The organism is Arthrobacter sp. QXT-31, from assembly GCF_001969265.1.
GTDB lineage: Bacteria > Actinomycetota > Actinomycetes > Actinomycetales > Micrococcaceae > Arthrobacter.
Genome location: NZ_CP019304.1, coordinates 4,187,042 through 4,207,955, shown reverse-complemented (window position 1 = coordinate 4,207,955; position 20,914 = coordinate 4,187,042). Strand labels below are relative to the sequence as shown.

General features: G+C 67.2%; 19 protein-coding genes and 1 riboswitch. Of the genes, 3 read left to right on the top strand and 16 right to left on the bottom strand.

All coding sequences use genetic code 11. The features are described 5' to 3' along the window. Nucleotides 1-2 precede the first annotated feature (2 nt). The 5 genes from BWQ92_RS19115 to BWQ92_RS19095 form a co-directional block, all read right to left on the bottom strand. The gene (locus tag BWQ92_RS19115; protein ID WP_076802241.1) at nt 3-245 is read right to left on the bottom strand and encodes an RNA-binding protein; all 243 of its coding nucleotides are present in this window, start codon (nt 243-245) and stop codon (nt 3-5) included. A gap of 1 nt (nt 246) precedes the next feature. Beyond that, nucleotides 247-660 carry a 30S ribosomal protein S16 gene (gene rpsP, locus BWQ92_RS19110; RefSeq protein WP_003806059.1) on the bottom strand — a complete coding sequence of 138 codons (414 nt, stop codon included), beginning with the start codon at nt 658-660 and terminating at the stop codon, nt 247-249. Nucleotides 661-854: 194 nt separating this feature from the next. Beyond that, nucleotides 855-1,289: a hypothetical protein gene (locus BWQ92_RS19105; RefSeq protein ID WP_076802239.1), complete on the bottom strand. Its 435-nt coding sequence runs from the start codon at nt 1,287-1,289 to the stop codon at nt 855-857. Between the two features lie 173 nt (nt 1,290-1,462). Then, nucleotides 1,463-2,338 (bottom strand): VOC family protein, encoded by an 876-nt coding sequence (locus BWQ92_RS19100; RefSeq protein WP_076802237.1) that lies wholly within the window; start codon nt 2,336-2,338, stop codon nt 1,463-1,465. A gap of 110 nt (nt 2,339-2,448) precedes the next feature. Continuing rightward, nucleotides 2,449-3,537, bottom strand: coding sequence for an amidohydrolase family protein (locus tag BWQ92_RS19095; RefSeq protein WP_076802235.1), 1,089 nt, complete (start codon nt 3,535-3,537; stop codon nt 2,449-2,451). Between the two features lie 76 nt (nt 3,538-3,613). Next, a riboswitch (TPP riboswitch) is annotated at nt 3,614-3,721 on the top strand. On the opposite strand from BWQ92_RS19095, the gene thiC reads away from it, so the two are divergent. Beyond that, nucleotides 3,717-5,528, top strand: coding sequence for a phosphomethylpyrimidine synthase ThiC (gene thiC / locus BWQ92_RS19090; RefSeq protein ID WP_076802232.1), 1,812 nt, complete (start codon nt 3,717-3,719; stop codon nt 5,526-5,528). It overlaps the preceding riboswitch by 5 nt. 79 nt (nt 5,529-5,607) lie before the next feature. Here thiC and BWQ92_RS19085 read toward each other — a convergent pair whose 3' ends face one another. Beyond that, nucleotides 5,608-6,345: an alpha/beta hydrolase gene (locus BWQ92_RS19085; RefSeq protein ID WP_076802230.1), complete on the bottom strand. Its 738-nt coding sequence runs from the start codon at nt 6,343-6,345 to the stop codon at nt 5,608-5,610. Nucleotides 6,346-6,401: 56 nt separating this feature from the next. Then, nucleotides 6,402-7,982, bottom strand: a complete 1,581-nt coding sequence (gene ffh, locus BWQ92_RS19080) for a signal recognition particle protein (RefSeq protein ID WP_076802227.1) — start codon at nt 7,980-7,982, stop codon at nt 6,402-6,404. Between the two features lie 83 nt (nt 7,983-8,065). Between ffh and BWQ92_RS19075 the strand changes: the two genes are divergently transcribed. Continuing rightward, complete coding sequence (locus tag BWQ92_RS19075; protein ID WP_076802224.1) at nt 8,066-9,442, top strand: glucose-6-phosphate dehydrogenase; 1,377 nt, start codon at nt 8,066-8,068, stop codon at nt 9,440-9,442. A gap of 68 nt (nt 9,443-9,510) precedes the next feature. On the opposite strand, the gene BWQ92_RS19070 is transcribed toward BWQ92_RS19075, so the two are convergent. Next, a complete protein-coding gene (locus BWQ92_RS19070) occupies nt 9,511-9,849 on the bottom strand; it encodes a P-II family nitrogen regulator (RefSeq protein WP_009356573.1) in 339 nt (112 codons plus the stop codon). After that, nucleotides 9,846-11,216, bottom strand: a complete 1,371-nt coding sequence (locus tag BWQ92_RS19065; protein WP_076802222.1) for an ammonium transporter — start codon at nt 11,214-11,216, stop codon at nt 9,846-9,848. Before BWQ92_RS19065 ends, BWQ92_RS19070 begins: the two co-directional genes overlap by 4 nt. Before the next feature lie 230 nt (nt 11,217-11,446). Between BWQ92_RS19065 and BWQ92_RS19060 the strand changes: the two genes are divergently transcribed. Further along, nucleotides 11,447-12,694 carry an MFS transporter gene (locus tag BWQ92_RS19060; RefSeq protein WP_076802220.1) on the top strand — a complete coding sequence of 416 codons (1,248 nt, stop codon included), beginning with the start codon at nt 11,447-11,449 and terminating at the stop codon, nt 12,692-12,694. 74 nt (nt 12,695-12,768) lie between these two features. Here the strand turns inward: BWQ92_RS19060 and ftsY are convergent, their stop codons facing one another. The 7 genes from ftsY to coaD all read right to left on the bottom strand — a co-directional run bounded on the left by ftsY (nt 12,769) and on the right by coaD (nt 20,850). Continuing rightward, nucleotides 12,769-13,986, bottom strand: coding sequence for a signal recognition particle-docking protein FtsY (ftsY, locus tag BWQ92_RS19055; RefSeq protein ID WP_076802218.1), 1,218 nt, complete (start codon nt 13,984-13,986; stop codon nt 12,769-12,771). A 32-nt stretch (nt 13,987-14,018) separates the two neighbouring features. Further along, nucleotides 14,019-17,621 (bottom strand): chromosome segregation protein SMC, encoded by a 3,603-nt coding sequence (gene smc / locus BWQ92_RS19050; protein WP_172804309.1) that lies wholly within the window; start codon nt 17,619-17,621, stop codon nt 14,019-14,021. 118 nt (nt 17,622-17,739) lie between these two features. After that, complete coding sequence (gene mutM / locus BWQ92_RS19045; protein WP_076802216.1) at nt 17,740-18,711, bottom strand: bifunctional DNA-formamidopyrimidine glycosylase/DNA-(apurinic or apyrimidinic site) lyase; 972 nt, start codon at nt 18,709-18,711, stop codon at nt 17,740-17,742. Nucleotides 18,712-18,717: 6 nt separating this feature from the next. Next, nucleotides 18,718-19,419, bottom strand: a complete 702-nt coding sequence (rnc, locus tag BWQ92_RS19040; RefSeq protein WP_076802213.1) for a ribonuclease III — start codon at nt 19,417-19,419, stop codon at nt 18,718-18,720. A gap of 21 nt (nt 19,420-19,440) precedes the next feature. Then, nucleotides 19,441-19,644 (bottom strand): 50S ribosomal protein L32, encoded by a 204-nt coding sequence (rpmF, locus tag BWQ92_RS19035; RefSeq protein WP_009356569.1) that lies wholly within the window; start codon nt 19,642-19,644, stop codon nt 19,441-19,443. Nucleotides 19,645-19,680: 36 nt separating this feature from the next. Next, complete coding sequence (locus tag BWQ92_RS19030; RefSeq protein ID WP_076802212.1) at nt 19,681-20,205, bottom strand: YceD family protein; 525 nt, start codon at nt 20,203-20,205, stop codon at nt 19,681-19,683. Nucleotides 20,206-20,349: 144 nt separating this feature from the next. Further along, nucleotides 20,350-20,850, bottom strand: a complete 501-nt coding sequence (gene coaD / locus BWQ92_RS19025) for a pantetheine-phosphate adenylyltransferase (RefSeq protein WP_076802210.1) — start codon at nt 20,848-20,850, stop codon at nt 20,350-20,352. Nucleotides 20,851-20,914 lie beyond the last annotated feature (64 nt).

The window sequence follows — 20,914 nt, the reverse complement described above, 5'->3', positions numbered from 1 at the left end:
CGTTACCGGCGGCGGTCGGTGTCGACGACGTCGACCCGCACCTGCTCGCCATCCGCCAGTGCAGCCACGACCGTGCGCAGTGCACGCGCGGTGCGTCCCTGGCGTCCGATTACCCGTCCGAGGTCTTCCTGGTGAACGCGCACCTCGAGGGTATCCCCGCGGCGGTTGTTCTTGGCACTGACCTTGACGTCCTCAGGGGAGTCGACAATGCCGCGGACAAGGTGTTCGAGCGCTTCTGCCAGCAACTTACTCAGCCTCGGTGGTCTCTGCTTCAGCCTCGGCGGGGGCTTCCGATGCCTTGGCCTTCTTGGTGATGGCTTCCGGGATGATCACGGAACCCTTCTCCGGAGCAACGAATGCTTCCTTGTCGGCCTTGGTCTTCAGGGTGCCTTCCTGGCCCGGCAGACCCTTGAACTTCTGCCAGTCACCGGTGATCTTGAGGATCGCAGCAACCTGCTCCGACGGCTGGGCGCCGACGGACAGCCAGTACTGTGCACGTTCGGAGTCGACCTCGATGTACGAGGGCTCCTCGGTGGGGTGGTACTTGCCGATCTCTTCGATGGCACGGCCATCGCGCTTGGTGCGCGAGTCGGCGACAACGATGCGGTAGTACGGTGCGCGCATCTTACCGAAGCGCTTGAGGCGAATCTTTACGGCCACTTTTGTGGTCACTCCTGTTTCTGAAACGGGGTTGAACCCGCGTTCTGCACCCGTGGGGCGGGCCGTACTTGGGGGTTCGAAAAGGACAGGATCCAGACGCGGAGAGAGGGGCCACGCAGATCGAGTACCTGTTCATTGTGCCAGATCGTCCGCGTTATTTCGACTTGACATGCGGACGCCGGTCTCATTGCGCGCTAGGAAGACCAGACGTAGAGGCCGGTCCTGCTGGCTTCATCCACGGTACCGGCCAGCTCCGCCAGCTGCTGAACGTACTTCCGGGCTTCCCCGGCGCCGAACGGCATGTCGTCCTGGGCCGCCCAGCGTTCGGCCACGTCGTCCAGAACGTTGCCCTCACCCTCGGACTCATAGGTGAGGAGCTCGGCCAGCGTCCGGACCATCGCCGCGGGCACGCCGAGCAGGGAGTCGCTGGCCACGTCCACCATGGCGAGCTCGTAGTCGGCGCCGGCGGCGTGCACCGCAGCGCCGGCGAGGTCGCCGAGCTGTTCGATCTCAAAATCACTGATGCCGGTGATTCGGATGCCGTCTCCGGCAGCAGCGCCGCCTTCCAGCGCCTCTGCCCGCTTGAGGGCATCATTGTGGGTGGCGACAAACACTTCGGTGAAGCCCATGAATTCGTCCTCATTCCGTCGGCGGTGCATGCCCGGCAGCTGCCGCGCCGGGCCCTTCGAATGTCAGCCTAACCCAACCGGGTGCACCGGACTCAGCGAACCCTATTTTCGAACAGCGGCGTTCATCGAACGGCGGGGTTTACCAAACGGCGGCGCTTATCGGACAGCGGCCCTTATTTAACAGCGACGCGGAGCCGGTTCCGCCACGGATCCTCGAAGCGGAGCTCGGCGCCCGTGTGGTGCGATTCGACGCCGGCGACCTTGAGGCGGTCGGCAAGGGCGCCGACGTCGTCGCCCGAGGGGACCTCGATGAGGACCTCGCCGAGACCCAGGGTGTCACGGCGCGGCCCGGCGCCGCGGCTGTTCCAGACGTTCATGGCCATGTGGTGGTGGTAGCCGCCAGCCGACACAAAGAGCGCCTGGCCGTGCCAGCCCGCGGTCTTTTCGAATCCGAGGGTGCCGACATAGAAGTCGTGGGCGGACTGCACGTCGCCCACCTGCAGGTGGACGTGCCCCACCTCGGCTCCGGCGGCGCGCTGCCCCGTCACGGATTCCTGCGTGAGGTGATCATGCAGGTACTTCTGCGGCGGCAGTGCCACGTTGTCCATGACAACGTTTTTGCCGTCCCAGGACCAGGCTTCGCGCGGGCGGTCCCAGTAAAGTTCGATCCCGTTGCCTTCCGGATCGGTGAAATAGAACGCCTCACTCACCAGATGGTCGGCACTGCCCACGAAGGACTGCGGCTCGTACTGGGCCGCACTGGCAATGGTGGCGGCAAGGGAGGGCCGGTCCTCGAACAGGAGCGCGGTGTGGAAGAGGCCGGCCTCGCCGCGGCCGGGGATGTTGAGGCCCGGAGCGGGAGCGAGGTGCACCAGCGGCGTCTTCAGCCGGCCGAGGTAGAGGCCGCCGTCCTGCTCGGCAACGACGTCGAGGCCAAGGGCGCGCTGGTAGTAGTCGGTCATGAGCTTCATGTCGCCCACCTTGAGCATGACGGTGCCCATCGCGAGGTCGGCAGGAAGCAAATCCTGGCTGCTGTCTGCTGCTGTCATTGAATACTCCCGAAATGTCCGGACCGCCGGATTTCGGCAGCCTCTACATATCTAAATTACTTGAAGCTTCAATTTATTCCTAGTCCTCTTATTCCTAGTCCTCCCGGGTCCTATCCCGAGTGAACAGTCCTGCCCCGCAGAACCACGTGGCTGAGGTTCCGGATGGTCTCCGGCACGGCACGCGGATCTTCCCGGCAGAGCACAACGTCGGCGCCTGCCCCTTCGGCCACGCCCTCCGCTCCGAGCCAGCGGCGTGCACGCCAGCAGGCGGCGTCCAGAGCCGCTGCTGCCGGGAGCCCGGCGGCGTGGAGTTCAAGGATTTCGTCGGCGATGCGGCCGTGGCGGATCACGCTGCCGGCATCAGTTCCCGCATAAATTTCGACGCCGGCCTCATAGGCTTCCATGATCCGCTCGCGGCGGCGGGCCCAGAGTGAGCGCATGTGCTCGGCATACCGCGGGAACTTTGGCTCGGCCTGGGCTGCGATATCGGGGAAGGTGGCGATGTTGATGAGTGTGGGAACGATCGGCACCTGCTGCTCGGCGAAGCGGGGAATGTGCCTGGGCAGGAGCCCTGTGGCGTGCTCAATGCAGTCGATGCCGGCGTCCAGCATGTCATCCAGGGTGTCCTCGCCGAAGCAGTGGGCCGTGACCCTGGCGCCCTCGTCGTGGGCGGCCCGGACGGCGTCCCGCACGGCAGCGGCAGGGAAGGACGGCGCGAGGTCGCCGGCCGTGCGGTCGATCCAGTCCCCCACCAGCTTGACCCAGCCGTCCCCCTCCCGTGCCTGTTTGCGCACGGCCTCCACGAGGCCTTCGGGTTCAACTTCGACGGCGAAGTTGCGAAGGTAGCGGCGGGACCTGGCAACATGCCGGCCGGCCCGGATGATCCGGGGCGCATCAGGCCGCTGCTGCAGCCAGCGCGTGTCGCTCACGGCGCCGGCGTCGCGCACCAGCAGCGTTCCGGCGTTGCGGTCAGTTATCGCCTGCTCATACGCCACGTCGTCGTCCACGGCACCCGCCGGGCCCAGCCCGATGTGGCAGTGGGCATCAACGAATCCGGGCAGGACCCAGCCATCCAGGACGGTGTCCGCCCGCCGGCCCGGCGGATTGAACGTCAGTTTCCCGTCAACGGCCCAGAGCCCGCGGCGTTCCTCATCCGCCGCAGTGAGCACGGGTCCGCTGAATTCGATGATGTGCGCCATGGTTCCAGCTTAATTGGCCGCCGCACCGGGCCCTTCACAGATGGACAGGGGCAATCGGGGCTGTGGTAGCTTCGTCTAACGACCACACGGGTGCCCTTGCAGGGGCTGAGATCAGGCTGACGCAGCCTGCGACCGTCGAACCTGTCCGGGTAATGCCGGCGAAGGAAGTGAGCAGTAAATTGAGCACCCAGAAATCACAGCTGAGCCCTGCCCAAAATGAATCAGCCCAGAATGACGCAGCCGTCACGCAGTCGCTGAAGTCCCATTCACTGGCTTACCTGGAAGGAGACGGGCTGCGGGTTCCGGTAACGGAAATCGCCCTGGAGCCCTCCCCCAACGGCGAGCAGAACGAGCCGCTGCGCGTTTACCGCACGGCCGGTCCGGGCAGCGACCCGGTGGTGGGCCTCGCCCCGTTCCGTGCGGAATGGATTGCGGCGCGCGAAGACACGGAGACCTATGACGGCCGCGAGCGGAACCTGCTCGACGACGGCAAGTCAGCCGTGCGCCGCGGCGCGGCTTCCGCCGAATGGAAGGGCGCCAGGCCGGTGCCCCGCCGTGCGGCTGAAGGCAGGACCGTGACGCAGATGCACTATGCGCGTCAGGGCACCATCACTCCCGAGATGCGCTTCGTGGCCCTCCGTGAGAACTGCGACGTGGAACTCGTCCGCAGCGAACTCGCCGCCGGACGGGCCATCATCCCCAGCAACATCAACCACCCTGAGTCCGAACCCATGATCATCGGCAAGGCGTTCCTGGTGAAGATCAATGCCAACATCGGCAACTCGGCCGTTACCAGCTCCATCGCGGAAGAGGTGGACAAGCTGCAGTGGGCCACCCAGTGGGGTGCGGACACCGTGATGGACCTGTCCACCGGCGACGACATCCACACCACGCGCGAGTGGATCATCCGCAACTCCCCCGTGCCGATCGGCACGGTGCCGATCTACCAGGCGCTGGAAAAGGTCAACGGCGAGGCGAACGCGCTGACCTGGGAGATCTTCCGTGACACGGTCATCGAACAGTGCGAGCAGGGCGTGGACTACATGACCATCCACGCCGGCGTGCTGCTCCGGTACGTGCCCCTGACAGCGAACCGTGTGACCGGCATCGTCTCCCGCGGCGGTTCCATCATGGCCGGCTGGTGCCTTGCCCACCACCAGGAAAACTTCCTGTACACCCACTTTGACGAGCTCTGCGAGATCTTCGCGAAGTACGACGTCGCCTTCTCACTGGGTGACGGCCTGCGGCCCGGCGCGACGGCGGACGCCAACGACGCCGCGCAGTTCGCCGAACTGGACACCCTGGCTGAGCTGACCCAGCGGGCCTGGGAGTACGACGTGCAGGTCATGGTGGAGGGACCGGGCCACATCCCGTTCCACCTGGTGCGTGAGAATGTGGAGCGCCAGCAGGAGCTCTGTAAGGGGGCGCCCTTCTACACGCTGGGCCCGCTGGTCACCGATGTTGCCCCTGGCTACGACCACATCACCTCGGCCATCGGCGCCACGGAAATCGCCCGCTACGGCACGGCCATGCTGTGCTACGTCACCCCCAAGGAACACCTGGGCCTGCCCAACAAGGATGACGTGAAGACCGGCGTCATCACCTACAAGATCGCCGCCCACGCCGCCGACCTTGCCAAGGGCCACCCCGGCGCGCACGAACGCGACGATGCGCTGTCCAAGGCCCGGTTCGAGTTCCGGTGGCGCGACCAGTTCGCACTGTCGCTGGATCCGGTGACTGCCGAATCCTTCCACGACGAGACGCTGCCCGCGGAACCTGCCAAGACGGCGCACTTCTGTTCGATGTGCGGCCCCAAGTTCTGCTCCATGCGGATCAGCCAGGACATCCGGAATGAGTACGGCTCCGCCGAAGCGCAGGCCGCCCTCGCAGAGATGGCGGAGGGCATGCGCGAGAAGAGCGAGGAGTTCCTCGCCGCCGGCGGGAAGGTGTACCTGCCGGAGCTGCGGCTCCCCGAGTCAACCCGCCAGTAACGGCCTCCCTCACCACGTCCGGCTGGCATTGGGGGCCGGCCGGACGTGGGACGGAACGCTGAACGCGGGACGGGAAACGCTAGGAAGCCTGCGGCTGCTGCTGCCGCCGGCTGACGTCGGCGATGAATGACCTGATGTGGCGGTCACCTTCCGGTGAATCGTGGGGCCGGTGCCCTCCCGCAGCGATGCGGTGCACGGCACCGGTCTCGCGCAGGTAACCCGCGATTTCCTCGTACAACGGCTCCCAGCCGCCGGTGAGGACCAGGGTGGGAACACCCGGCACTATCTGCAGCGGGGCCTGCCACGGCGGCGCCTGCAGCCGCAGCCGCCTGGCAGCGCGTTTGGCCTCAGGGGTGCTGGGCTCCGGCGAATCCGCCGCGAAGGCACGGTGCAAGAACTCACGTTCGTAATCGTCGTCGCCGAGCTGGTGCCGGACCTCGAACAGCGGTTCCATCAGGGCGCGATGGGCGGCAGTAGCCGGCAGTTCAGCGGTGAGCGACAGGCAGGCAGGCTCCACGAGCGTGAGCGAGAAGACCAGGTCGGGGCGTTCGACGGCGGCCATCATCGCGGCGATGGCGCCCTGTGCGTGCGCCACCACGTGGCCCCCGGCGGCTCCCCGGCCGTCGTCGGCCAGGGAACGCAGCACGATGCGGGCGTCCTCGGCGAAGTCGGTCTCCAGCGGTTCCGCTTCGGCGTCAAAACCATGCCGCCGCAGGAACAGGGCGTCGTACTGCAGTGCCATGCCATGCTGGCGCGGCCACGCCGCGGAGCCGAAGTTTCCGGCTCCGTGGACGAACACTACCCGCTGCTTATACATGACCCAACCTTATGGCAGCGGTCCGACATCGGCGCCGGCCGACGTGACCGTGCGCCTTATTTGCCGCCCAGGAACTTGTCGAAGCCCTTGGGGAGGTTCAGCTGGGACGGGTCGAAGTCGCCGGACTGCTGGCCGAACGCAGCTCCGGTAGGCACTGCCTTGGCCCCGGCCGCCCGCCTTGCCTCCGCCTCGCGAAGCTCCTGCGCCGCCTTGGCGGGATTTCCGGAACGGGCCTTCTTCTTGGGGGCGTTCTTGCCGCCCTTGCGGGCACCGCCTGCCCCCATGCCCGGCATACCGGGCATCCCCGGCATCCCGCCGCCCTGGGCCATCTTCTTCATCATCTTCTGCGCCTGGCCGAAGCGCTCCAGCAGCCCGTTGACTTCGGACACGTGCACGCCCGAGCCACGGGCGATGCGGGCCCGGCGGGAACCGTTGATGATCTTCGGAGCCAAACGCTCATGCGGCGTCATCGAGCGGACGATTGCCTCGACCCGGTCAATCTCGCGCTCGTCGAACTGCTCCAGCTGCTGCCTGATGTTCTGGGCACCGGGCATCATCATGAGCATCTTCTTCATGGAGCCCATTTTGCGGATCTGCTGCATCTGGGCGAGGAAGTCGTCCAGGGTGAAGTCTTCCTGGTCGGCGAACTTCTTCGCCATCCGGGCGGCTTCTTCCTTGTCCCAGGACTTTTCCGCCTGCTCAATCAGGGAGAGGACGTCGCCCATGTCCAGGATGCGCGAGGCCATCCGGTCCGGGTGGAACAGTTCAAAGTCGTCCAGGCTTTCACCGGTCGAGGCGAACATCACAGGCTTGCCGGTGACCGACGAAACGGACAGCGCGGCACCGCCGCGGGCATCGCCGTCGAGCTTTGACAGCACGATGCCGGTGAAATTCACGCCTTCATCGAAGGCCATGGCCGTGTTGACGGCGTCCTGGCCGATCATGGCGTCAATCACGAAGAGGACTTCGTTGGGCACGATGGCCCGGCGGATCTGGCGCGCCTGTTCCATCATGTCCGCGTCAACGCCGAGGCGTCCGGCGGTGTCAACAATGACGACGTCGTGCAGCTTCTGGCGTGCTTCCTCGACGCCGGCACGGGCGACGCCGACCGGATCGCCTGCCGGGTGCTCCAGCTCCGAGGTGGCGCCCGGATGCGGTGCAAAGACGGGAACTCCGGCGCGCTGGCCCACGACCTGCAGCTGCGTCACGGCGTTGGGGCGCTGGAGGTCACAGGCGACGAGGATGGGGCTGTGGCCCTGGGCCTTCAGCCACTTGGCGAGCTTTCCGGCCAGGGTGGTCTTGCCGGCACCCTGGAGGCCGGCAAGCATGATGATGGTGGGGCCGGTCTTGGCCATCCGGATGCGGCGGGTCTCGCCGCCGAGGATTTCGACGAGCTCCTCGTTGACGATCTTCACGATCTGCTGGCTGGGGTTCAGTGCCCCGGAAACCTCGGCGCCGAGCGCGCGCTCACGGACCTGCCCGGTGAACTCGCGGACCACGGGCACGGCAACATCCGCATCCAGGAGGGCGCGCCGGATCTCGCGGACCGTGGCGTCGACATCTGCCTCGGTGAGGCGGCCCTTGCCGCGGAGGTTCTTGAAGGTTGCTGTCAACCGGTCAGAGAGTGAATTGAACACGCGCCGTGCACTTCTTTCAGTGGATGTACGGGACTCGACTATCTAGGGTATCAAGTCAGCCTTGCAGGTGGCATGCTGGCAGGGTGACGAGCCAAACGACTGTGAAAACCCTGCTCATCCTTGGTGCCTCCGGCGATCTCACCGGCCGGCTCCTCCTCCCGGGCCTGGCCAGGCTGGTGGCCACAGGACGTGCGCCCGGCCTGAAACTTGTGGGCGCCGGTTCGGATCCGTGGTCCCTGGAACAGTGGCAGGAGCGCGTACACACCGCTTTTGAGGCAGCCTCGGGGACCGCGGGCTCCTCTGGCAGGGACGCATTGGCGGCCATGGAAAAGTCCACGGAATACCGCCAGGCCGACGTCACGGCCGATGGCCCGCTGGCGCAGCTCCTGGCCGAACTCGAGGGGCCGGTCGCGGTCTATTTTGCCCTGCCTCCGCAGGTGAGCCAGAAGGCCTGCGAAATCCTGCGCCCGGAGCAGGTCCCCGCCGGCACACGCCTGGTCATGGAGAAGCCTTTCGGCTCCGGCGAGGAATCGGCCCGTGAACTCAACCGGACACTCCTGACCCTGGTCCCGGAGGACCACATCCACCGGGTGGACCATTTCCTGGGCAAGGCCACGGTGCTGAACATCCTCGGGCTGCGGTTCGCCAACAATTTCCTGGAGCCGGTCTGGAACCGCGGCCACATCGAAAAGGTGGAGATCATCTTCGAGGAGGACCTCGCCCTCGAGGGACGCGCCCGGTACTACGACGGGGCGGGCGCACTGCGGGACATGATCCAAAGCCACCTGCTGCAGATCATGGCGCTGCTGGCCATTGAGCCGCCGGCCACCATCGGCGAGCGCGACCTCCGCGATGCGGTTGCCGCCGTCCTGCGGGCCAGCAGCATCAGGCAGCCCTACACGGAAACCACCCGGCGGGCGCGATACGTGGCGGGAAGCCTCGGCGGCAAGAACGTCCCCGATTATGCCGCGGAGGAGGGCGTGGACCCGGGCAGGAACACCGAAACCCTGGCCGAGGTGCAGGTGAACATCGACAACTGGCGCTGGAACGGCGTGCCGTTCATCCTGCGCTCGGGCAAGGCGCTGGGGGTCAAGCGCAAGGAGGCGGTGGTCACGTTCCGGCCGGTTCCCCACCTGCCCGCCGGCTTCACCGGAAGGGACACCCCCAACACGCTCCGGATCGGCTTCGGCCCGGACACCCTGGAGCTCGGCGTCGACGTCAACGGGCCGGGGGACGTCTTCAGCCTGGACCGGGCCGCCCTCGTGGCCGAGCTCAACGCCTCCGAACTGCTGCCCTACGGCGAAGTGCTGGAAGGCGTCCTGACCGGGGATCCCCTGCTGTCGGTCAGGGGCGACACCGCAGAGGAATGCTGGCGGATCGTCGAGCCGGTGCTGGCGGCATGGGCAGCAGGCAAGGTTCCGCTGGAGGAATACCGGGCGGGCTCGACAGGAACTGCTTAACGCGCGGGGAGGGCCGGTCACCGTTGTAAGGTGACCGGCCCTCCCGCTGTGTTGGGCTGGCGACTACGCTAGATGGCGGCTACGCCGCGTTCACCCGTCCTCACCCGCACTGCTTCGAAGACATCGACCGTCCAGACCTTGCCGTCGCCGGCGCGGCCCGTGTTGGAGCTGGCGATGATGACATCCAGGATGTCGTCAGCCTGTTCGTCCGTGGCCAGCACCTCGACGCGGATCTTGGGCAGCAGGTCCACGTTGTACTCGGCGCCGCGGTAAACCTCGGTGTAGCCGCGCTGCCGGCCGTAGCCGCTGGCCGCGCTGACCGTCAGGCCCTGGACCCCGTAGGCCTCCAGGCCTTCGCGGATCGTTTCGAGCTTCTCCGGACGAACAATTGCTGTGATCAGTTTCATGCCCCCACGCTTTCCTTGCCTGTTACTTCTTCTGCCTTCTTGCCGTCGGCGGGAACCGTGTCCGTGCCGCTGGTCTGACCGCCGGTTGCCGGAACCTTGCCGGTGATCAGCTCATGCAGGGGCTGGAAGCTGCCGCCGTGGCCGCCGACGCCGAATTCGTAGGCGGTCTCTGCGTGCAGGCTGAGGTCCACACCCACCACTTCCTGCTCCTGGCTGACCCGGAAGCCCATGGTCTTGTGGATGGCCAGTGCGATGATCGTGGTCAGGACAGCCGAGTAGGCGATGGCGATGCCGGCTGCTGCCAGCTGAGCCCACATCTGGGCAAGGCCGCCGCCGTAGAAGAGGCCGCCGCCCACGCCGTCGGTCGGAAGGGCGATGAAGCCGAGGGCCACGGTGCCGATGATGCCGGAGACGAGGTGGACGCCGACGACGTCGAGGGAGTCATCGAAGCCCCAGCGGAACTTGAGGCCGACGGCCAGGGCCGAGGCCACACCGGCTACAACGCCGAGTCCAAGGGCGCCGACCGGGCTGACGTTGGCGCAGGCAGGGGTGATGGCAACCAGGCCGGCCACCACGCCGGAGGCCGCACCCAGAGAGGTGGGGTGGCCGTCACGGATGCGCTCGGTGACGAGCCAGCCGAGCATGGCGGCAGCCGGAGCGGCCAGGGTGTTGATCCAGATCAGGCCGCCCTGTTCCGCCGTGGTGGCGGCGCCGCCGTTGAAGCCGAACCAGCCGAACCACAGGATGGCTGCGCCGAGCATGACGAACGGAACGTTGTGCGGGCGGTGGTTCGGGTCCTTGCCGAAGCCCTTGCGGTTGCCGATGATGAGGACGAGGATCAGCGCAGCAACACCTGCGTTGATGTGGACCACGGTGCCGCCGGCGAAGTCAATGGCCGGGCCAAGCGCCTGTCCAACCGCGCCGTCGGGGCCGAACAGTCCGCCTCCCCACACCATGTAGGCGAGCGGGCAGTACACCAGCGTGACCCAGACGGGCACGAAGACGCTCCAGGCGCCGAACTTCGCGCGGTCTGCGATGGCGCCGCTGATGAGGGCAACAGTGATGATGGCGAACGTGGCCGCGTAGCCGACCTTGATCAGTCCGTCAGGGGTGGTGATGCCTTCCAGGCCGAAGGTAGCGAACGGGTTCCCGACAATCTGCAGGAATCCTTCGCCGGAGCTCATCGATGCGCCCCAGAGCACCCACACCACGCCGACCATGCCGATGGAGATGAAACTCATCATCATCATGTTCAGTGCAGCCTTGGCGCGCGTCATGCCGCCGTAGAAAAATGCCAGACCTGGTGTCATGAACAGCACAAGTGCCGCCGCCACCATGAGCCATACGTGACCTGCGGTAAGTTCCATGGTGCACGTCCTCTCTTGATCGAAAATGCTGCGGAGTGATCCGCCTGCCCAACGCCTTTTGCGTCCTGAATCAAGTTTTGCCCCGGTGTGTTTCGCTGGCTGAGGATTTAGATTGCCGGTCTGTTACAACAACCTCCCTGACGTAAATGGTGCATATCCTGCTTGTTACGGTTATGTTTCACCCGCCCCAAACGCCCGTTCCGCCCGCTTTGCAAGGATTCCCCCGCAACATGCCCCCACTCCCCCGTAACGCCGCGGGCAAACTCCGGTTCAGCGCGGTCCGCCGCCCCGGCGGTGCTCCGCTGCCCCGTGACATCAAGGTGATGCTCGTCGCCGCCTTCCTGATAGCGCTGGGCTTCGGCCTGGTGGCTCCCGTGCTGCCGCAGTTCGCCACCACGTTCGACGTCGGCGCCACGGCCGCCGCCGTCATCGTCAGTATCTTTGCGTTCATGCGGCTGCTGTTCGCCCCCGCCGGCGGGTCGCTCATCGGCCGGCTCGGTGAGCGCCCCGTCTACGTTGCGGGCCTGCTCATTGTGGCGGCGTCCACGGCGGCCTGCGCCTTCGCCCAGAACTACTGGCAGCTGCTGGTGTTCCGCGGGCTGGGCGGCGCGGGCTCGGTCATGTTCACCGTGGCATCGATGGCGCTGGTGGTCAGGCTGGCTCCGCCGGAGAGCCGCGGCCGGGTTTCGGGCGCGTACGCCTCCGCGTTCCTGATCGGCAACGTCTGCGGACCGATCGTCGGCGGCCTGCTGGCAGGATTCGGGCTGCGGATCCCGTTCCTGGCCTACGCCGCCGCGCTGGTCCTGGCGGCCCTGGTGGTGCAGACGCAGCTGAGCCATGTTCCCGGCTCTGCGCGCGGAGAGGCAGGCGGGGCGCCGCCCATGAAACTCGGCGAGGCGCTCGGCGACAGCGCCTACCGGGCGGCCATGTTCTCAAGTTTCGCCAACGGCTGGGCCACCTTCGGCGTGCGCATGGCCACGGTGCCGCTGTTCGCCGTCACGGCGCTGGGCTCGGGGCCGGAGGCGGCCGGCTGGGCACTGGCGGTCTTCGCCGCCGGAAACGCGCTCGCCCTCACTGTGTCAGGCCGGCTGGCGGACAGCCTGGGCAGGAAGCCGATGATGGTGGCCGGCCTGGTGGTCACCGGCGCGGCCACCTCAGGAATCGGGCTCACACAGGGGCTGGAGTGGTTCCTGGCGGCGTCGCTGCTGGCCGGAGTCGGCGCGGGCGCGCTCAACCCGGCTCAGCAGGCGGCGGTGGCGGATGTGATCGGCCGCGAGCGCTCGGGCGGACCTGTCCTGGCGGCCTTCCAGATGACGTCGGACATTGGTGCCATCCTCGGGCCGGTGCTCGTCGGACTGCTGGCGGACCGGTTCGGCTACAGCTGGGCCTTCGCAGCGACAGGCGCCGTGCTGCTGGTTGCCGCCCTCGGCTGGCTGGCCGCGCGGGAGACGGTGCAGAAGCCCAGCCCCGCGGCTTAGCAGACAGCCGGCTAGCAGAAGAGGGCGTTCCCAGCCGCGGGAACGCCCTCTTCTGCAATTTAGTTGGGAGCCGCTCAGTTCAGGAGGGCGTCGACGAATCCCTCGGTTTCGAACGGTGCGAGGTCGTCCGCGCCCTCGCCCAGGCCAATGAGCTTCACGGGCACGCCGAGGCTCTTCTGGATCGCGACGACGATGCCGCCCTTGGCGGTGCCGTCCAGCTTGGTCAGCACGATGCCGGTGATGTTGACGACTTCGGCGAAGACCCGCGCCTGGTTGAGCCCGTTCTGGCCGGTGGTGGCGTCCAGCACCAAGAGGACCTCATCCACCTCTGCCAGCTTTTCCACGACGCGCTTGACCTTGCCGAGCTCGTCCATCAGGCCGATCTTGTTCTGCAGGCGGCCGGCGGTGTCAATCATGACGACGTCGACTTCCTGGTCGATGCCTGCCTTGACGGCCTCGTACGCGACGGACGCGGGGTCGGCGCCGGCGATGTCCGACTTCACCGTGGGCACCCCCACGCGCTGTCCCCAGGTGGCCAGCTGCTCGGAAGCGGCGGCACGGAAGGTGTCCGCGGCACCGAGCAGGACGTCCTTGTCCTCCGCGACCAGGACACGGGCCAGCTTGCCCACCGTGGTGGTTTTGCCCACGCCGTTGACACCGACCACCATCATCACGGCAGGCCGGTCCGCGTGCCGGTCAACCCGGAGGCTCCGGTCCATGGACGGGTCCACGATCTTAATGAGCTCTTCCCGGAGCAGCGCCTTGACGTGCTCGGGGTCGCGGGCGCCGAGGACCTTCACACGTTCGCGGAGCGCGTCCACCAGCTGCATGGTCGGCTCGGTGCCAAGGTCCGCCAGGAGCAGGGTTTCCTCCACCTCGTCCCAGACGTTCTCGTCGATCTTGTCGCTGGAGAGCAGCGCCAGCAGGCCCTTGCCGAGGACATTGTTGGACTTGACCAGGCGCTCCCGGAGCCGCGTGAGGCGTCCGGCCACGGGCAGAGGGGTCTCTACCGCGATGGTCTCCAGGCCGGCGGCGTCATCGGGGACCTCGGCCTCGAGTCCTTCAAGGTCGACGGCGTCCGGCGCCTTACGGTCGGCAGGGGCCGCAGGCGCGGCCGGGCGGTCCTCGAGGAGCGTCCCTCCGCCGCCGAGCGGCTGAACGGGGTCGTTGGCGTCCCGGGTGCCGGGATACTGGGTGCCGGATTTCCGGGCTTTCATGAGCACCGGGATCAGCCCGCCAATGACTACCAGGGCAGCAAGAATGGGCAGAAGAATGGGGATAATGTCATTCACACCCCTAGCTTCTCACAAGCCGCGGGGCCTGCTTAGACGTCCGCTCCCAGCCGCTGGCTGATGACGGTGGATACGCCATCACCGCGCATGGTGACGCCGTAGAGCGCGTCGGCCACCTCCATGGTCCGCTTCTGGTGCGTGATCACGATCAGCTGGCTGGATTCCCGGAGCTCTTCAAAGATCGTGATGAGCCGGCCCAGGTTGGTGTCATCAAGGGCAGCTTCCACCTCGTCCATGACGTAAAACGGCGAGGGGCGGGCCTTGAAGATCGCCACGAGCAGGGCCACCGCTGTCAGGGACCGCTCGCCGCCGGACAGCAGGGACAGCCGCTTGATCTTCTTGCCCGCGGGCCGGGCCTCCACCTCGATGCCCGTGGTGAGCATGTCCGTGGGATCGGTCAGGACCAGCCTGCCCTCGCCGCCGGGGAAGAGCCGGCCGAAGACCCGCACAAACTGGGCCGAGGTGTCCGCGAAGGCTTCGGCGAAGACCTTCTGCACGCGGTCATCGACTTCCTTGATGATGTCCAGGAGATCCTTGCGGCTGGCCTTCAGGTCCTCCAGCTGGGTGCTGAGGAACTGGTGGCGCTCCTCCAGGGCTGCGAACTCCTCCAGGGCCAGGGGGTTGACCTTACCCAGCGATGAGAGATCCCGTTCCGCCTTGCGGAGCCGCTTTTCCTGCTCCTCCCGGACGAACGGCACACCCTCCACCACAGGCTGCCCCTCGGCGTCGACCGGCGCCCGCAGTGCCGCCCACTTGTCCGTGGACGCGGCCGCAGGCAGGGGTACCGGCTGGTCCGGCCCGTAATCCGCCACGAGCTGGTCTGCGGTCAGCCCCAGCTCGTCCACCGACTTGGTTTCCAGCGCCTCGATCCGGAGCCGCTGCTGGGCGCGCGCCAGTTCGTCGCGGTGCACCGAGTCGGTGAGTTCCGCCAGTTCGCGGGCCAGGGCATCGTTGGCAGTGCGGATGTCCGCCAGCTCCCGGTCCCGCTGCTCCCGGACCTGCTCGGCAAGGTCCCGCTCGCGGCTGGCCAGCTCCACGGAAACGTCGCTGAACCTGACCAGCTGCTCGGCGGCGGCGGCGACTGCCGCGGCCCGCTTGGCCTGGATTCTCCGTCGGCGGGCCCGTTCGGCTGCCTGTTCCCGGGCACGGCGTTCCGATGCCGCCGCCCGTTCCAGCGAGGCGGCCCGGTTGCGGATGGCGGTCAGTTGCTCCTCGCGGCTGCGCAGGGCGAGCCGCGCCTCCATCTCGGCAGACCGCGCCTGCGCTGCGGCCAGGGCCAGCGCGTCCCGCTGCCCGGAGGAGGGTTCCTCCTCGGCGGGGGCGTCCTGCGCCGCGGCCAGCCGGGCGGTCACCGCCTCCAGCGCCTCCTGCTCGGTGACGATGTTGGCTTCAGCGCGGGCGAGCGAGGCGGCCAGCCGTTCGCTTTCACCGACGGCGCTGCGCAGGACAGAGTTGAGGTGGCCCAGCCGTTCGGCAACCGCGGCCAGCCGCGCATCCGATTCGTGCAGCCGGTCCAGGGCAGCGTCCGCCCGTTCCTGGGCTTCCGCCCGGCGGGCCCCGGCGGCGGCCAGGGCAAAACGGCACTGTTCCAGCGCGGCAGTGACTGCCGCCAGACGGGATGCGGCATCGTCGACGGCGGCCTGCACCTCCAGCAGTGAGGGTGCCTTCGCGGAACCGCCGGTAACGGTCCAGGCAGTGAAAACGTCTCCGGAAACCGTTACCGCCGTGAGGCCGGGATGCTCAGCGACGAGTTCCGCCGCGGCGGCATGGTCCTCGACGACGGCGGTGGCGCCGAGCAGGGTGCGCACGGCTTCCCCTGTGGTTCCGGAAGCCGTAACCAGGTCCGGAGCCGGGCGGGCGCCGGACGGCAAGGCCGCGCGGGCGGCTGAAGTAAGGGCCGCGGCAGGAGGGTCCTTGGCTTCAGCGGTCTCGAGGACGAGCGTGGCCCGGCCGGCGTCGTCATCCCTGAGGAGGCGCACCAGTTCCGCCGCCGTCCCGGCATCCTGCACCACGATGGCGTCCGAAGCGCTGCCCAGGGCAGCGGCAACGGCCGCCTCATAGCCGGGTTCAACAGTCAGGGCCGAAGCGAGCGGGCCAACGGTCCCGGCCACACCGGCACCGAGGACATGCTCGGAGCCGTCTTTGCGGTTGAGACCCAGCTGAAGGGCCTCGTGCCGGGCCTTCAGCGCGTCCCGCTCGCGGACGGCGTCCCGTTCCGTGCTTTTCAGCGCATCGATCTCCGCGAGGATGCCGTCCAGGGCGGCGCTGGCGTCCTCGTATTCGGCGTCGAGGGTTTCCTCGCCGTCCTCGACGCCAGCCACCTGCGACTCCAGCGCGGTGAACTCGGACTGGGCCTTCCGGCGGCGCTCATCGCCGGCGGCGAGGGATTCGCGCAGTCGGCCGACTTCCGCCTGGGCAGATTCCACCTTGGACCGCGCCGCTCCCACCTGACCGGCCAGCCGTGCCAGGCCCTCACGGCGGTCCGCGGCAGCACGCAGGGCGGCGGTAAGCCGCTTCTCCTCGGCCGCGGCGGCATCCTCAGCCGCCGACTTGGCGGCAGTTGCGGCTTCGAGCGCGGCACGGCTCTCGATGATGTCCCGTTCCAGGTCCGCCTGCTCGCCGCGCACGCGCGCGGCCTGCCGTTCCAGCTGTTCCGGGTCCCGGCCGGGTTCGGGCGCAGGATCCGCAGATCCCAGCAGTCGGCAGCGTTCCTGGGCCAGGGATGCGAGGGAACGCAGGCGCTCCCGTCCGGCGGACAGCTGGTACCAGGTATCCCGGGCCGCGTTCAGCGCCGGAGTCGCCTCCGCGGCGAGCTGCTCCAGGGCAGCCTGCCGCCGCCGGCCCTCCTCAAGCTGGGTTTCGACGACGGTGCGCCGCGTCTTGAGCGCCGACTCATCGGCGATGTCCTGGGCCAGTGCGTTCTGGAGCTGGACCAGGTCATCGGCCAGCAGCCGGGCGCGGGCATCGCGTACCTCGAACTGGACGGTCTGCGCGCGCCGTGCCACCTCTGCCTGTTTGCCCAGCGGCGTGAGCTGGCGCCGGATTTCACCGGTCAGGTCGCTGAGCCGCTGAAGGTTCGCCTGCATCGCCTCCAGCTTGCGGACGGTCTTTTCCTTCCGCCGCCGGTGCTTGAGGATGCCGGCGGCTTCCTCGATGAAGCCCCGGCGGTCCTCGGCGGTGGCGTGCAGGACCCGGTCAAGCTGGCCCTGCCCCACGATCACGTGCATTTCGCGGCCGAGTCCGGAGTCGGAGAGGAGTTCCTGGATGTCCAGGAGCCGGCAGGCCGAACCGTTGATGGCGTACTCGGAACCGCCGGTGCGGAACAGTGTCCGCGAGATGGTGACTTCGCTGTACTCGATCGGCAGGGCGCCGTCGGTGTTGTCAATGGTGAGCGAGACGTGCGCGCGGCCCAGCGGCGGGCGCCCGGATGTGCCGGCGAAGATGACGTCCTCCATCTTGCCGCCGCGCAGGGTTTTGGCGCCCTGCTCCCCCATGACCCAGGCGAGGGCATCCACCACGTTGGACTTACCCGAGCCGTTGGGCCCGACGACCGCCGTGACGCCAGGCTCGAAGTCGAACGTCGTGGCCGACGCAAACGACTTGAAGCCCCGGACGGTCAGACTTTTGAGGTGCAAGGTTTTTCAGATCTCCATAGTGGCGGCGGCTGCTGGTCCTCCCCCAAATCTAGCGGCAAGCAGGCCGGGAACCCCGGATTTGCGGCCCTCCGGCCTTCACGGAACGCCGTGGGGGTGGTCACCAGCGGCCGTTGCGCGGCCGCGGCTGGCAGACAGGGCAGGTGTAGGAGGAGCGGTTCATGAACTGTTCGCGCTTCATGATGCTGCGGACCCCCACCGCCGCGCAGCGCCGGCATTCCTCCCCCTCCCTGCCGTAAGCGTTGAGGGACCGTTCAAAATAACCGGACGCGCCGTTGACGTTGACGTACAGCGAATCGAAACTGGTGCCGCCCGCGGCCAGGGCATCGGTCATGACGTCGCGGGCAGCGGCGAGGACGCGCTCTGCCTCACTCCGGCGGAGGGTGTCAGTGGGCCGGGCGTAGTGCAGCTTTGCCCGCCACAGGGCCTCGTCCGCGTAGATGTTGCCGATGCCGGAGACGAGCCCCTGGTCCAGCAGTGCGCGCTTCAGCCCGGTCTTGCGCTTCCGGATGCGGCGGTAGAAGGCGTCGAAGGAAAAGTGCGGGTCCAGGGGGTCGCGTGCGATGTGCGAGGCCTCCTCGGCGATGACCGGCACCGGGTCCTCCGCGCTCCCGCCGGGCCCGCCGTCGTCCGTGGGGACGAGCGTGGTGACGAACAGGCCGCCGAAGATCCGCTGGTCCACAAAGCGCAGCTGCTCCGGCATGCTTTCAACGCGGCTCAGCCGCAGCCGGACCTTCAGGTGCTTCTCGTCCGGGACCGAACTGTCCTGCATCAGGAGCTGCCCGCTCATGCCCAGGTGCGCCATGAGCGCGACCCCGGGGAACCCGGAATCGCTGCCATGTGCATTGAACCGCGTCTCCCCGTCCCCCTGCAGCGGCATCCACAGGAACTTGCCGCGGCGGACGACGTCGAGGACTTTGGCCCCCTCCAGGTTCCCGGCGAAATCCTCGGGCCCCAGGGCATGCCGCCGCACCGACCGCGGGTCCACCACGTCGACGGCGGTGATGGTCCGGCCGCGGACCCAGTTGACCAGGCCGCGGCGGACCACCTCGACTTCGGGAAGTTCAGGCACGGGCGCTTAGCTGCCCGTGGCGGATTCCGAGGGGGCGGAAAGCCTCCGCCAGGCATCCGCGGCAGCTTCCTGCTCGGCTTCCTTCTTGGAGTGGCCGGAGCCCTTTCCGTAGGCAGTTCCGCCGATCTGAAGCTCGGCGACGAACGTGCGTGCGTGGTCCGGACCGGAGCCCTCGACCGCGTAGTAGATGCTGCCCAGCTGCCGGCTGGCCGCCAGCTCCTGGATGCTGGTTTTCCAGTCCGTGCCGGCACCGAGGGCTGCCGCGTCCTTAAGGAGCGGACCGATGAGGCGCATCACCAGCTGGCGGGCGGTCTCGATGTCGTTGGACACGTAGGTGGCACCGATGAGCGCTTCCATGGTGTCAGCCAGAATCGAGGCCTTGTTCTTGCCTTCTGTGAGCTTCTCCCCCTGGCCGAGGTAGATGTAGTCCCCGATGCCCAGGCTGCGGCCGATGCCGGCGAGGGCCCTCGTGCTCACGACAGCTGACCGGCGCTTGGCCAGGTCGCCTTCGGGAAGCGTCGGGTTGTCGCGGTACAGCGCATCGGTGACGGAGAAGCCCAGGATGGAGTCGCCCAGGAACTCAAGGCGCTCGTTGGTGGGTATGCCGCCGTTTTCGTAGGCGTACGACCGGTGTGTCAGAGCAAGACGAAGCGTCCCGGCGTCAATGAAGACACCGAGACGCTTCAGAAGCTCTTCAGTTGAAGACATCCTGATCAGCTTGGGGGCCGATTAGACGTCCGCGACCTTGCGGCCCTTGTACTCAAGGAACAGCGCAGTGCCAGCCGAGTCGGTGACGACCTTTGCCTGGTGCGGCAGGCTGTAGGTGACCTGGCCGTTCTCGACGGTCTTCACCAGGTGGGGCGCGGTTGCCTTCCACTGGGAACGGCGGGCGCGGGTATTCGAGCGAGACATTTTCCGCTTGGGAACAGCCACGGCTAACTCATTTCTCTCTAGAAAAACACTTACAAATCAATTTTGCCGGTCAGGCTTAGCCAGATCAGCCAGGGCAGCCCAGCGAGGATCTACGACCTCGTGGTGGTGCCCCGGATCGTCTTCCAGGCGCGCCCCGCATTCGGAGCACAGACCCTGGCAGTCTTCCCGGCACACCGGCTGGAACGGCAGCGCGGTCACGACTGCGTCCCGCAACACCGGCTCAAGATCGATCAGATCGTGCTCGACTCGACGTTGCTCTTCATCGTCTTCCTCGTCGGAGGGCAGGGCGCCCTCGTAGAAGAAAAGCTCTTGCACATTGACCTCAAGGTCATACGCAAGGGGATCCAGGCATCGGCCGCACTCACCTTTTACTTCGGCGAGGGCGGTTCCTGATACCAGAATTCCTTCGTGTACGGCCTCCAGCCTCAGGTCGAGCTCGATATCCGAGCCTTCCTGAACACCAATGAGCGCCACGCCGAGATCTTCCGGCGCGGGTACATGTTCCGTCAGTGTACGCATGCTCCCCGGGCTGCGCCCGAGGTCCTTGACGTCAAACATCAAGGGCGAACTTGCATCTCGCTTAATGAGAACTCCTGTTGAACATATGACCGACGTACCATCTTAGCCTGAACTCCCTGACGGACTCAAACCGGATGCCACGCCCGGGCACGCGGCCGGCGTGCACCGGAAACGTACCGGACCAGCCTACCCCCTGGAAGGGTGGCCGGCCGAAGGCGCGCCCGCAAGCAGCCGTTTCAGCACAGACCGCGGAACATATTCGGAGACGCTCCCGCCCAGGGAAGCCACTTCCTTGATCAGCGTCGAGGAGAGGTGGACGTAGTGCGCCTCGGCCGGAAGGAACACGGTCTCCACGCCGCTCAGCTGGCGGTTCATGGTGGCCATGGGAAGCTCGTAGTCGAAGTCCGACGACGACCGCAGCCCCTTGACGATGGCAGACACCCCGCGCTGGCGGCAGTACTCCGCCAGCAGGCCCTCTCCGACCGGCTCCACCACGATGCCGCGCAGCGAGGCCAGCGTCTCCCTGGCCATCTCAATCCGTTCCTCCAGCGGAAACCGGTACTTCTTGGCATAGTTGGTGGACACGGCGACGATCACTTCGTCAAACAGGCTCGCGGCTCTGGCAATCACCTCGAGGTGTCCGTTGTGGATGGGATCGAAGGAGCCTGGGCATACGGCGCGTCTCATGCTCCGAACCTACCGTATCCGCAGGCCGGGATACCATGACTGGGGCACCCGCCGCCCACGCGCC